The organism is Streptosporangium sp. NPDC002544 (genome assembly GCF_040295965.1).
GTDB lineage: Bacteria > Actinomycetota > Actinomycetes > Streptosporangiales > Streptosporangiaceae > Streptosporangium.
The window spans coordinates 51,478-64,370 of the sequence record NZ_JBEOWJ010000037.1; the positions used below are offsets into that span (position 1 = coordinate 51,478).

At 68.5% G+C, this 12,893-nt stretch carries 10 protein-coding genes; 8 read left to right on the plus strand and 2 right to left on the minus strand.

All coding sequences use genetic code 11. The features are described 5' to 3' along the window. The first annotated feature begins 190 nt into the window (after positions 1-190). Entirely contained in the window at positions 191-532 is a 342-nt protein-coding gene (locus ABT061_RS39695; protein WP_350927926.1) for a hypothetical protein, read from the plus strand. 287 nt (positions 533-819) lie between these two features. Here the strand turns inward: ABT061_RS39695 and ABT061_RS39700 are convergent, their stop codons facing one another. Beyond that, positions 820-1,038 (minus strand): hypothetical protein, encoded by a 219-nt coding sequence (locus ABT061_RS39700; RefSeq protein WP_350927928.1) that lies wholly within the window; start codon positions 1,036-1,038, stop codon positions 820-822. A 549-nt stretch (positions 1,039-1,587) separates the two neighbouring features. Between ABT061_RS39700 and ABT061_RS39705 the strand changes: the two genes are divergently transcribed. From ABT061_RS39705 to ABT061_RS39735, 7 genes are all read left to right on the plus strand, one after another. Continuing rightward, entirely contained in the window at positions 1,588-2,910 is a 1,323-nt protein-coding gene (locus ABT061_RS39705) for a cellulose binding domain-containing protein (RefSeq protein WP_350927931.1), read from the plus strand. A 402-nt stretch (positions 2,911-3,312) separates the two neighbouring features. Continuing rightward, positions 3,313-4,323, plus strand: a complete 1,011-nt coding sequence (locus ABT061_RS39710) for a ketoacyl-ACP synthase III family protein (RefSeq protein WP_350927933.1) — start codon at positions 3,313-3,315, stop codon at positions 4,321-4,323. Continuing rightward, on the plus strand, positions 4,320-4,571 hold the full coding sequence (locus ABT061_RS39715; RefSeq protein ID WP_350927935.1) for an acyl carrier protein: 252 nt from the start codon (positions 4,320-4,322) through the stop codon (positions 4,569-4,571). Before ABT061_RS39710 ends, ABT061_RS39715 begins: the two co-directional genes overlap by 4 nt. A gap of 19 nt (positions 4,572-4,590) precedes the next feature. Then, positions 4,591-5,634, plus strand: a complete 1,044-nt coding sequence (locus tag ABT061_RS39720) for a ketoacyl-ACP synthase III family protein (RefSeq protein WP_350927937.1) — start codon at positions 4,591-4,593, stop codon at positions 5,632-5,634. A gap of 48 nt (positions 5,635-5,682) precedes the next feature. Then, positions 5,683-9,462 carry a type I polyketide synthase gene (locus tag ABT061_RS39725; protein WP_350927939.1) on the plus strand — a complete coding sequence of 1,260 codons (3,780 nt, stop codon included), beginning with the start codon at positions 5,683-5,685 and terminating at the stop codon, positions 9,460-9,462. A gap of 183 nt (positions 9,463-9,645) precedes the next feature. Next, positions 9,646-10,257 carry a C40 family peptidase gene (locus tag ABT061_RS39730; RefSeq protein ID WP_350927941.1) on the plus strand — a complete coding sequence of 204 codons (612 nt, stop codon included), beginning with the start codon at positions 9,646-9,648 and terminating at the stop codon, positions 10,255-10,257. A gap of 104 nt (positions 10,258-10,361) precedes the next feature. Next, positions 10,362-11,198, plus strand: a complete 837-nt coding sequence (locus ABT061_RS39735; protein ID WP_350927943.1) for an LLM class flavin-dependent oxidoreductase — start codon at positions 10,362-10,364, stop codon at positions 11,196-11,198. Between the two features lie 473 nt (positions 11,199-11,671). Here the strand turns inward: ABT061_RS39735 and ABT061_RS39740 are convergent, their stop codons facing one another. After that, positions 11,672-12,394, minus strand: a complete 723-nt coding sequence (locus ABT061_RS39740) for a permease-like cell division protein FtsX (RefSeq protein WP_350927945.1) — start codon at positions 12,392-12,394, stop codon at positions 11,672-11,674. Positions 12,395-12,893: the final 499 nt, after the last annotated feature.

Sequence of the window (12,893 nt, forward strand, 5' to 3'; positions counted from 1 at the left end):
GATTCGATAAGGGGTGAATCGGGACAAGTCCAACAAGCTCTTCAGGCAAGCTTGCGCACTCGTAAATTCGATGTCACGCTACCGAGGCATCGACGGTCACGCTATGCGTTTGCTTGAAGACGCAGAGAAATCGAAGCGGGGCCGTCCAGCAGATCTCCACTCAGGTTCAGCACCGGAAGGGAGTACCAACATGGAGCAGCACGCTGGTTCCGACCAGCCATCCGTCTGCCATGACCCGGACTTCGACGAGCGTTGCCCGCAGACCACGGGCCCGGAGAGTGCGTACGCGAGTGCGCGCGTGCCGCCCGATGATCTCCCGCGCATGTTCGCCCTGGTCCAGGAGTTCGACGAGGACGACGAGAGGGACGGGCCGAGGTCGCCGGAAGTGGTGGCGTACGGGCTGGCGCTGCCGGATGGGACGGCGGCGACCGTCACCAGGAGCGGGTACGGGTTCGGCCGCTGGACGAACGCCCACCGGGCCGCGCATCGGCTGGGCTCCGACCTGGTCTGGCTCGGCGAGAGCGCCGTCTGACCGGTCGGGGAAAGGTGCCCCGGACCACGCCTCCGGGGCATCGCGGTCGCGTGCACGAAGGTGACACGCAACGACTGCGTGCGGCAGGCGGCGCGGGCGGCCAATCGGAAGATCGGCAAGGTTCGGGCAGGGGCGTGACTCACGATCAGATGACGCGACTACAGGTCCGTGTAAAGCCGCAGGTCGGCGTGGTAGGGCGAGTGGGACTCGAATCCACGACCCACGGATCACGGGCACGCGCCCCCGGTTCGACCTCTCAGAGCCGGGGGTGCGTGCGTTTCACCGGGTCACGCGTAGAGGAAGTAATAGCGGTACCGGCCCTCCCACTCGCATGAATAGCCGTCCCACCAGCCCTGGGTGATGCCCTGGGTTCCGATCCGCTCGCACTCCGAGTAGTCCTTGAAGACGCCGGCCAGCCTCTCGGCGTGCGCCGGGGCGGCACCGATCGTCAGCGACACTCCGAAGACCATGACGGCCGAGACGAGAACAGCGCGTACCTTTCGCATTCGTCCTCCTGTGACTGGGGAGATCATGACGGTGGACATTATCACTAACCACGCGTCAGGAAGATCGTCACGTCCGAATCAGTCGCGGGAGGAGATGAAACTTTCATCGGCGTCGTCGTGGAGCGGTGCATGTTTCACGGGTGTGTATCGCCGGTAAAGCCGGTATCGCTTTCCGAGTCGCCTGTTCTCGAGGGTTCCAGCCGCTGTCCAATTCCAGACGTGGCGCCCTCGAAAGACCTCGCAGGTGCGTATCCGACCGCCTGTGCATGCCATGGATGATCTGGACTGTCTTCGCACTATGTGATCTATAAAGTACGATTTATGCCGCTCTTCCTGTTCGATTGGAACGATGTACAGAAAACTTTGACCATCGACACTTACGTGGCATATCGTCTCCCCGCCCATATCGATGTAAGCCGCGACACTCGAGCAGGACGTTGTTCTCGCAGGCGCTACGGTCGGCGTGCTGATCGCGGCCGCCCCGGCACAGGAGAAGACACGGACGGTCACCGGGGAAGCGGCGATCATCCGACCAACCGGAGCCGCACCATGCAAGCTCGAATCCGCACGGCCATGATCGTCGGCATGGCGATGACCGTGCTGGCCGCCGTCGGTGTGTCAGCGGCCTTCGCGCCGCCGGCTCACGCCACGCAGGTGATCACTGACGTCGCTTACGCGCCCGCACAACCGGCCGGGAGCAGGGGGCATCTGCTGGACCTCTACCTGCCGTCCACCGGCATCACGCCCCGGCCGCTGCTGATCTGGCACACCGGCTCAGCCTGGACGAGCGACGACGGCAAGGCCGGCGCGGACGCGATCGCGAACATCTTCAACCCGCTGGGCTTCGCTGTGGCCGGCGTCAGCGTCCGGTCCAGCGCTCAGGCGATTTTCCCGGCCCAGGTGCACGACATCAAGGCGGCCATCCGCTGGCTGCGTGCGAACGCCGCCACGTACCAGCTCGACCCCAATCGCTTCGCGATCATGGGCGACTCCTCGGGCGGCTGGCTGACGGAGATGGCCACCCTGTCCGGCGGCGTGACGGCGCTGGAGGGCACCGTCGGCACGACCGGCGTCTCCAGCGCCGTGCAGACAGGACTCGCCTTCTACAGCCCGACCGACTTCCTGCAGATGAACGCGCAGAACCTGCCGACCGGCGGGCTTGACCACAACTCTCCCGCCTCCCCGGAATCCCTCCTGGTCGGCTGCCCGATCCAGACCTGCCCGGCCCAGGTGGCCCAGGCCAATCCGATGACCTACGTCGACGGCAACGACCCGCCGCTGATGTTCCTGCACGGCCAGGCCGACTTCCTGGTGCCACACGGGCAGAGCGTCCTGCTCTACAACAGGATCAAGGCTCAGTGCGGCAACGCCACGTTCGTCTCGGTACCCGGAGCGGATCACATGATGCCCCAGATCATGGACCCCGCCCAGTACGGCATGCAGACCGTCCGCACCACCACCGGCTGCGCCGAGACCGTCGGGACCGGCACGTTGAACCCCACCTGGGCCAACTTCGCGACCTTCCTGCGCGGCGGGCTCAAGATGGGCACCTCCTGCGAGGTCGTCTACACCACCGGCGTCTGGAACGGCGCTTTCAACGGCAGCGTGACCGTCAGGAACACCGGCACGACCCCCATCAACGGCTGGACCGTGACGTGGACCTGGCCGGGCAACCAGCAGATCACGACCGCCTGGAACGCCACGGTGACCCAGGCCGGCGCCCAGGTGACCGCCCGCGACGCCGGCCACAACTCCTACATCGGCCCCGGCTCCAGTCAGAGCCTCGGCTTCTCGGCGACCGCCACCGGGACGAACGATATTCCAGCCCAGTTCAAACTCAACAACATCGCCTGCACGAGAGTGCCCGCCTGACACGACGCGCCGGGCCTGAGCCGAATGGCGACGGCCCGGCACCGTTCTCTCGTCGTCCGGATTCCAAACCATTACATTCGGAGAAACCGCGGCCTGGAGCGGAAAGGCGCATTTCCAAAATTCAACACGTTCCGTCGAATCTTGATCACGGAATGTCGCGGACCTGGTCGCTTACGTTCATATTGCTTTATCCGACGGCCCGCCCCTATTCTTGCCCCGGACGGCTCACCGGCCTATTTCCCGTTGTTTTCATTGACGGCCGGGGGTCGCTTGATATCCCGAGACCCGAAATAAGTCGGATAAACCGCCTTCCGATGCCTGAAATCCGTTGTCCGGGATCACCGATGAGTTAGGGGACGTGTGCGTACATCCAACATGTTTGTCAGGAGTCTCGGTGTCTATGTGCCTGACAGTGTGAGCGTCGAGCAGGCGGTTCGTGAGGGCTGGTACCCGGACGAGGAGGTCGAGAGGTTCCAGCAGATCGGCGCGGCGGTGGCCGGCGACATGCCCGCACCCGAGATGGCGCGGCTCGCGGTCCTGGACGCGTACGACCGCTGGGGTGAGTCCTCCCCGCGCGATCTCGACCTTCTGCTCTACCCGTCGGTCTGGCACCAGGGCCCGAACGGCTGGCAGCCCCAGCACTACCTGCAGACGCACCTCCTCGGCGGGAACGTGCCGGCGTTCGAGATCCGGAGCGGCTGCGTGGGGATGATCAGCTCGCTCGAGCTGGCGGCGAGCTATCTGCAGGCCGACGCGGACCGGGAGACGGCCATGGTCGTCTCCTCGGACAACCACGGCACCCCGCTGGTGGACCGCTGGCGGATGACCCCCGGGGCACTGATCGGCGACGCCGCGGCCGCGCTCATCCTCGGCAAGGGGTACGGCATGGCCGAGCTCCTGTCGGTGAACGTGACGGTGATCCCGGAGGCCGACGCGGTCAACGACGGCGCCTACCCCCTGTTCCCCCCGGACGCCACCATCGGCAGAGGGCTGAGCTTCGGAGACCGGCACGAGGAATTCCGCCAGCGGCTGCTCAAAGCACAGGGAACCGGGATCCACCTGACGATCCAAAAAACGATGATGCAGCAGGTCGAGCAGACCCTGGATGAGGCCGGGATCGGACTTGCCGACATCACGCGGGTGGCGTTGCCGCACGGCCGCCGCGAGGACCTGGACGGGCAGATGTCCTGGCTGGGCATCGACGAGGATCAGACGACCTGGGACTACGGGAGGCGCGTGGGCCACTGCGGCGCGGTGGACCAGTTCATCGCCTTCGAGCATCTGATCGCGACCGGCGGGCTGGTGGCCGGCGATCACCTGCTCATGGTCGGGTTCGGCTCCGGAACGTCCGTCGCCGCGGCGGCGTTCAGGGTCCTGGCCACCTCTCCCGTCACGAGAGAGGCACGCGCATGACCGAGCTCACGCGAAGGCTGGTCGACTTCATCCAGGAGAACCTCGTCCTGGACGGCGACGACATCAAGGTCGACGAGACGACCCCGCTCCTCGTGTCGGGTCTCCTGGACTCCCTGCGGACGGCGCGGTTGCTGAACTTCCTCCGGAGGGACATCGGCGTCCCGATCCCCGCCGCGAAGCTCGACCCCGAGAACTTCCGGGACGTCGTGACCATCGTGGCGATGGTCAGAGAACTCGAATCCGTTTAGCCGGGGCAAGGGCAGAGTCATGCAGTGGGCGGACACGTACATCAGCGGAGTGGGAGCCTTCCTCCCCCGGACCGTCGTCAGCGTCGAGAAAGCCGTCGCCAAAGGCTGGTACCCGGCCGAAGAGGCCGAGTTGCACAACCTGGCCGGGGCGGCGGTGGCCGGTGACGTACCGGCTCCGGAGATGGCCCTGCACGCGGCGCGGAGCGCGCTCAGGCGCAGCGGGCGGGCGCCGGCCGACCTGGATCTCCTCCTGTACGCCTCGACGTGGCACCAGGGACCGGACGGCTGGCCCCCACACTCCTACCTGCAGCGTCATCTCGTCGGCGGGGACGCCCTGGCCACCGAGATCCGGCAGGGCTGCAACGGGATGTTCATCGCCCTGGAACTCGCGGCCGGCTACCTGGACGCCGCTCCCGGCCGGCAGGCCGCCTTGCTGGTCGCCGCCGACAACTACGGCACCCCGCTGATGGACCGGTGGCGGATGGGCCCCGGCTACATCGGCGGGGACGCCGCCGGCGCGCTCGTGCTCACCAAGGAGACAGGTTTCGCGCGCCTGATGTCGGTCTGCACGACGACGGTGACCGAGGCCGAGGAACTGCACCGGGGCAGCGAACCCCTGTTCCCGCCGGGCGTCACGGTCGGGCGCCGGATGAGCTTCGCGGCCAGGAACGAGCAGTTCCGGCAGCAGGTCATGCCCAAGGGCGAGGCCACCGCGGCGCTGTTCAAGATCCAGCGGGCGTTGATGGAGATGGTCGAGCGCGCGCTGGCCGAGAGCGGGATCGAGGCCCGCGATCTCGCCCGGGTGGCGTTCATGAACTACTCCGAAGAGATCGTCGAACAGCGGTGCATGGCCATGCTCGACCTGCCCATGTCCCGCTCGACCTGGGACTACGGCCGCACCATCGGCCACTGCGGGGCCAGCGACCAGGTCCTTTCCCTCGACCACCTGCTCATGACCGGGCAGCTGGGCCCCGGCGACCACATGCTGATGCTCGGCACCGGGCCGGGGGTGACCGTCTCCAGTGCCGTGATCAAGATCATCGACAATCCTCAATGGGCCTGAATCGAAGGGAAACAAACGCAGATGGTCGACAGTCCGCGCGGAGTCCGGGTGGAACCAGTGGCGGTGGTCGGGATCGGATGCCGCCTTCCCGGCGACGTCCGCTCACCGGACGAGTTCTGGGACCTGCTGCGCGCCGGCCGGAACACGACCCGGCCGCTGCCCGCCGAACGCTGGCGCCGGTATGAGAACCGGAGCCCCGAATACGCCGCCGCGCTGCGCGACGCCGTGCGTCACGGCAGCTTCCTGAGCGACATCGAGGGCTTCGACGCGGAGTTCTTCGGCCTGTCGCCCCGCGAGGCCGAGCTGATGGACCCGCAGCAGCGGATCCTGATGGAGACCGCGTGGGAGGCCCTGGAGAACGCCGGCCTGCCACCGCACGAGCTGGCCGGCACCGACGCCGGGGTGTTCGTCGGGGTCTGCACCAACGACTACGGAAGCCGCCTCCTGGAGGACCTGCCCCAGATCGAGGCGTGGACCGGGATCGGCGCCGCGACCTGCGCCGTCGCCAATCGCATCTCCTACTCCCTGGACCTGCGCGGACCCAGCATGGCGATCGACACCGCCTGCTCGGCGTCGCTGGTCGCGCTGCACCTGGCCGCGCAGAGCCTGCGGCTCGGCGAGAGCGACATCGCCCTCGCCGGCGGCGTCAACCTGCTGGTCACCCCGGGCCAGACCGTCACGCTCGGCACAGCCGGGGCCCTGGCCCCCGACGGGCGGTCCAAGTCGTTCGACGCGTCGGCCGACGGCTACGGACGCGGCGAGGGCTGCGGCGTGGTCGTGCTCAAGCGGCTGTCCGACGCGCAGCGCGACGGTGACCGGATCCTCGCGCTCGTCATCGGCAGCGCCGTGAACCAGGACGGGCACACCAACGGCATCATGGCGCCGTGCGGGGAGGCCCAGGAACACGTGATGATCCGGGCCTGCCGGCAGGCGGGCGTCGCGCCGTCCACCGTCGACTACATCGAGGCGCACGGCACCGGGACCCGGCTCGGCGACCCGCTCGAGGCGGGGGCGCTCTCCTCCGTGTACGGCACTCGGCGGTCCCCCGGCGACCCGTGCCTCATCGGCTCGGTCAAGTCCAACATCGGTCACCTCGAAGGCGCCGCCGGCATCGCCGGCGTCATCAAGGCGGTGCTCGCCCTCGACCGCGGTGAGATCCCCCCGAGCGTGCTGACCACCCTGAACCCGGCCATCCCGTGGGAGGCCTCGGGTCTCCGCGTGGTGACCGAACGATCAGCCTGGCCGGAGCGCGACCACCCCCGCCGGGCGGGCGTCTCCAGCTTCGGGTACGGCGGCACGGTCGCGCACATCGTGCTCGAGCAGGCTCCTTGTGCCCAGGAGGCGCCCCGGGGCGAGCGGACCGGGGAGCGGCTGTTCCCGCTGTCGGCCGCGTCGGAGCAGGCTCTGCGGCAGTACGCGGGCAAGCTCGCCGATCACCTCGGGAAGGGGCTCGACCTGGCGTCGGCGGGACACACGTTGGCGCTCCGGCGCACCCATCTGGCCCGTCGCGCCGTCGTGATCGGGGCGGACAGGGACGAGCTGGCGGCCGGCCTGCGCAGGCTCGCGGAGGACGTGCCGGCCGAGGCCGTCCTCACCGGTGACGTGCTGCCCGAGCTCGGTCCCGGGCCGCTCTGGGTCTTCTCCGGGCAGGGCTGCCAGTGGCGCGGGATGGGGCGGGAGCTGCTCGCCGTGCCGGAGTTCGCGTCCCTGGTCGACGAGGTGGAGCCGATCTTCGTCGAGGAGATCGGCTTCTCTCCCCGGCAGGTCCTGGCCGACGGCGATCTCGACACCATCGACCGCGTGCAAACCATGATCTTCGTGATGCAGCTGGGCCTCGCCAGGCTCTGGAACGCGTACGGGGTCGCGCCGAAGGCCGTCATCGGCCACTCCGTCGGCGAGATCGCGGCGGCGGTGACGGCCGGCGCGATGACCGTCGCCGACGGCGCCCGCCTGATCTGCCGCCGTTCCCGGCTGCTGCGCCAGGCCGAGGGCAAGGGGGCCATGGTGATGGTCGACCTGTCCTTCGAGGAGGCGGCGGAGAGGCTGGCCGGCCGTACCGACCTGGTGGCCGCGATCTCGTCGGCCCCCGGCTCCACCGTGCTGTCCGGCGACGTCGCCGCGGTCGAGGCGGTGGTGAACGAGTGGCCGGCCGAGGGCATCGTGGTGCGGCGGGTGGCGTCGGATGTCGCCTTCCACAGCCCGCACATGGATCCGCTGGCCGTCGAACTGGCCGCCGTCACCGCCGATCTCTCGTTCGGGGCGCCTCGCATCCCCATGTACACGACCGCGCTGGCGGACCCCCGGTCGACGCCCGTCCTGGACAGCGCGTACTGGGCGGCGAACCTCCGGGACCCCGTGCGGCTGACCGCGGCGACGACGGCCGCGGCGCAGGACGGCTACCGCGTGTTCCTGGAGATCTCCCCCCACCCCGTGGTCGCGCACTCGGTGACCGAGACGCTCTCGGAGAACGGGTTCGAGGACGTGTTCGTCGGCACGTCACTGCGCCGGAACCAGCCGGAGTCGCCGACCTTCCTCATAGCGCTGGGCACGGCGCACTGTCACGGCGTCGAGGTGGACTGGAGCCGGCTGCAGCCGTCCGGCGGCCTGGCCGATCTGCCGCCGTACGCCTGGCAGCACCGCCGCCACTGGCGCGAGGCGTACATCGAGGACGACAACCGAGGGCACGACGTGCACTCCCACGCCCTGCTCGGAGCCGGGGCCCGCCTCGCGGGCAGCCGGACCCGGGTGTGGCGGACCGGCTTGGAGGACGCCAACCGGCCCTACCCGGGCAGCCACACCCTCAACGGGGTCGAGATCGTGCCCGCCGCCGTGCTGGTCAACACGTTCCTGCACGCGGTCGAGGACGAGGACGTCACGCTCACCGACGTGGAGATGATGCATCCGCTGATGACCGCGGAACGCAGGCAGATCCAGGTCGTGTACGAGCCTCCGGTGGTACGGCTCGCGGCCCGTACACCGGCCGGTCCCGACGAGCCCGAACCCGCCTGGCTGGTGCACGTCACCGCGGACGTGGCTGCTCCGGGCCAGGTGAAACCCGACGTGCTGCCGGAGGCCGGCGCTCTCACCCCGATCGATCCCGGGTTCGTGCACAAGCGGCTGGCCACCGTCGGCGTGCCCTCGACGGGCTTCGACTGGACGATTGAGACGCTGCTGAGCGGAGACGGCGTGCTGCGGGCCACGGTCCACACCGAGGAACCGGGGAGCTGGGCGCCGGCGCTGGACGCGGCGATGTCCGTGGCGCCCTGCGTGTTCCCCGGCGATCCGGTGCTGCGCATGGTCGTGCACATCGACGAGATGGTGCTGACCGGCACGCCACCCTCGACGGTGATCATCAACGCGGCCGTGGACCCTGCCGCCGACGACACCGTCCGGGCGCTCCTGGCCGAGGTGGACGGCCGGGTGGTGGGACACCTCACGGGACTCCGCTATCCGGTGATCGACACGCCCGCCTCGGCCGAGGAGGATCTCCGGGGGCCTGCGGAGTCGTTCGCCGGCCTGGCGCCCGAGGACCTGCGCGAGCGCGTCCTGCCCGAGATCCGCGCGGAGATCGCGGCCGTGATGAGGCTGACCCCCGAGGACCTGGCGACCCGGCGTCCCCTTGTCGAGCAGGGGCTGGACTCGGTGATGACCGTCATGGTCCGGCGGCGCCTGGAGAAGCGCTTCGGCTGCCGTCTCCCCGCGACCCTGCTGTGGCAGCAGCCCACCATCTCCGCGATCGCGGACCACCTGGTGAAGCTTCTCGCGACTCCGAGACCGGACGCGGCGGCGGAGACCGTTCCCGAGAGCATGCCCGCGATCGGGGGCTGAGGCCGCCGGAGGAAGGCCGGCGCGAGCATGGTCAGGGTCACGTACCGGTACCAGGCCGGATAGAGCCGGACCTGGCTACGCCACTCCTTTGGCGCCGTTGCCGCAGGAGTGGCGTTGCCGGCACGGGGCCGGATTGTTGGGCAGACTTGTCATGACTTATATCGACAAGTCTGGCGAGGTGACGTGACAGAGGCCGACCCTCACCGACTTCGCGATCTTCTCGGACACCGGCGGCAGGCCGCGGCGGCCGTGCTGCTGGGAATGCTCCTGCTGCTGAGTGCCTCGGTGCCGACCCTGCCGGTCGCCCTCAACCGGATCACCGCCATCGCGTACGCGATCGAGGCCGGATGGCACCAACCCGGCTGGCAGGGCGGCGGGATCCCGTACTCCTGGGGCGGTGGTCACGGCGAGAGGCCTGGCCCCTCCCTCGGCACCTGCCAGGGCTACACGGGGGCGATCCGGCCCTGCCCGGCCACCCGGACCCTCGGCCTGGACTGCTCCGGCCTCACCCGCTGGGTCTACCATCTCGCCTACGGGCGCGACGTGCTGGGGCCCGGCAACACCGACGACCACGTGAAGCGGCTCAAGAGGATCCCCGCCGCCGTGGCCAGGCCGGGAGACCTCGTCTTCTACGGCAAGATCGGCAAGCGTAGGGTCAGCACCCATCATGTCGGCGTCTACGTCGGCCAGGGCAAGATGATCAATGCACGGAGGACCGGGACCGAGGTGCGGATCGATCGCGTCGCGGCCCTCGACGACCTCGTCGGCTACTTCCGCTACGCGGGAGCCCTCTGAGGTGCCTCGAAAGCGGGATGCCGCGAAGATGAGGTGCCGCGGAAACCGCGCGGCAGGAACACCCGGGGTCCCGCACCGGGAAAGACATCGACCGTAGGAGAGACATGCGTCTGGGCGTCATGTTCGATCGCGACCTTCCCCCCGAGTCGCTCATCCCCTTCTGCCGCCATCTGGACGCGGCCGAGGTGGACGACGTCTGGGTGGTGGAGGATCTCGGCTGGACCGGGGCGATCTCGTCGGCGGCCACCGCGCTCGCCGTCACCGAGCACCTGCGGGTGGGCATCGGGATCACCCCGGCGCCGCTGCGCAACCCCGCCCTGCTGGCCATGGAGCTGGGCAACCTGGCCCGCCTGCACCCGGGCCGGCTCGCGGCCGGCATCGGGCACGGCGTCCAGGACTGGATGCGCCAGGTGGGCGCACTCGCGCCCTCCCCGCTGGCACTCCTGGAGGAGACGATCACGGCGGTACGCGAGCTGCTGCGCGGTGAGACGGTCACCCTGGAGGGCAAGGCCGTGCGGCTCGACGGGGTGCGCCTGGTGCATCCCCCCGCCGTCGTGCCGCCGCTGCTGGCCGGGGTGCTGCGGCCCCGCTCGCTGGAACTGTCGGGACGGGTGGCGCAGGGCACGATCCTGCCCGAGGGGGTCGGTTCCGGGAAGATCGAGGAGGCCCTCACGCTGACCGGCGGGGGCGATCACGAGCTGGTGGTCTTCGTCAACCTCTACATCGGCGACGACGCCGCGACGGTCACCGCGCTGGCCGAGGGTTCCGCCGAGTTCCTGAAGGTCGCCCCGGACGAGGTGGTGATGGCGGTGGGTTCCGCCGAGGAGGCCGCCGACCAGGTCAGGTCACTGTGGGAGGCGGGTGCCCGCACCGTCGTGGTCCGCCCGTTCGGACCCGACCCGCTCCCCCAGGTCGACCTGCTACTGGCCGAGCTCCGCTAGTGAGCTGGTCCGGAGATCCTGTCGCAGTAGCGGCAGAAGCATGGTCCTAGCCGCCCAGGCTGGTCCAACGGGGGGGACAGCGCCGGACATGCCGAAGGCCCCGCCGTGCAGCGGGGCCTTCGGTTTAACGTATGCGTACCGGTGTGCAGGTCGCCTCTCGGCGAAAGGCGCAACGCGGCTCCAGCCGAACGGTATTCCGCGAAGGCGACAGGTGAGGCCCGGGGACACTGGGCACACCGGCCACGAAATACACAACCAGCGCCGCCCAGCGAATGTTCCCCACCTCACCCCCACCGGCGCAACGATCACGACCGTCGTCCTGCTCGCGCCCGGGAGTGCTCAAAAGCGTACAAGATTTCGGCTCACGACCGCCCAACCTGCTCCACCGCTGGTCACAGACCGTGCGGCAGTGCCCGTGATTCCCCCTTGATCACCGCAGCTTCGGGCACGCAACGGGCGCGGTCCTGATGGAACTATGCCGGACCAAGCGTCCACACGTAGTGAACCCCTGGCATGTCCTTGATTGACTCGCCGATGATCTTTATGGCCTGACGGTCCGTCAGCTTGACGTAAAACGACTCGTTCATCTCGTCCAGAGAGACAGTGACCATGCCCTCGGGTTCATGCTGAGTGTAGTGCTCGCGAACTTTCTTCCGGTGAGCGTGGTCCCCGAAGTAGATCTTTTCCACTCCGTCGATATCCCAGAGCCGGTCGACTATGGCCTGCTTCTGCGCCTCCGTCACGGACCGGTCGTGCACGCCGGTGCATAATAGTCCGGGACCACGGGAGCAGAGGTCGATGGCCACATCCGCCTTGCCTTCCCAGAAGTCCGGAACCACGGGGGCGACATAGTGCACTCCAGGGATTGACATGGCCTGCTCCGCCACGCGTGCGTAGTCATCCCATCGACTTACCGTCCCGACGAAATTCGCCATAGCGTTATCGGGATACGCGGCAGCGTAGATAGTTCCGTCGAGGATTCGCGATGTCCACACACCTTTGGGCCCTTTGGCCTGCTCGCTGGGAGGCTTCTGCTCGTGCTCGTTTTGGGACCGAAGGGTGGTGGTGGTTCCTTGGAAGCGAATGGTGGTGACCCCGGTTATGGCTCGCAGGGCCGCCTCTATCCTGGCTGGGTTCTTCGCGGCCTCGTTGTTCGCCGGCGGGCAGCTGGAAATCAGCGCGTAGCAGAGTCCCACAGAGAAACCGTGCTGCTCGGGCCATGGGCCATCGGGGGGAGAAAGCGGCCTACGCGACAGGTCGCGAAGGTACCAGGCGCCGCCGCCGGACCCGCCTAGCAGCACAAGCACCGCTAGGCTCGCGAACAGTAGCCTGCGATGAGCGAAGACCCACGAGCGTAACCACGAATTCCGGGGAGAGTCGCTTCCGAACGACAACTCCTCGGCCTCTGGCAGTTCGGTTGGCGTATTCACGCTCCCACTCTCCCACTCTTCCGATCTTCCTCATCGCCGGTCAACTGCTCGGGAGCCCGATACGTGCTGGTCCGCTACTGCGACAAAGCATGCCCCAGGTCGGACCGCACGCCTCCGTCGATGGGCTGACCGTCCGGGCCGGCGTGTTTCGATGCTGCTTGCACTTGAGCGGTGGGCCGCCAAGACCGGCGGCACCTGGAATCGCTATGTCGCAAAGGATGACCCGCAGGAGTGATCCGGGGGGAATGTTCAGCCGCCTACGCAG

Bases quoted from the DNA above. Each gene is read 5' to 3' on its own strand.
- ABT061_RS39695 (WP_350927926.1), top strand. From the start codon at position 191: ATGGAGCAGCACGCTGGTTCCGACCAGCCATCCGTCTGCCATGACCCG.
- ABT061_RS39700 (WP_350927928.1), bottom strand. From the start codon at position 1,038: ATGCGAAAGGTACGCGCTGTTCTCGTCTCGGCCGTCATGGTCTTCGGA.
- ABT061_RS39705 (WP_350927931.1), top strand. From the start codon at position 1,588: ATGCAAGCTCGAATCCGCACGGCCATGATCGTCGGCATGGCGATGACC.
- ABT061_RS39715 (WP_350927935.1), top strand. From the start codon at position 4,320: ATGACCGAGCTCACGCGAAGGCTGGTCGACTTCATCCAGGAGAACCTC.
- ABT061_RS39720 (WP_350927937.1), top strand. From the start codon at position 4,591: ATGCAGTGGGCGGACACGTACATCAGCGGAGTGGGAGCCTTCCTCCCC.
- ABT061_RS39735 (WP_350927943.1), top strand. From the start codon at position 10,362: ATGCGTCTGGGCGTCATGTTCGATCGCGACCTTCCCCCCGAGTCGCTC.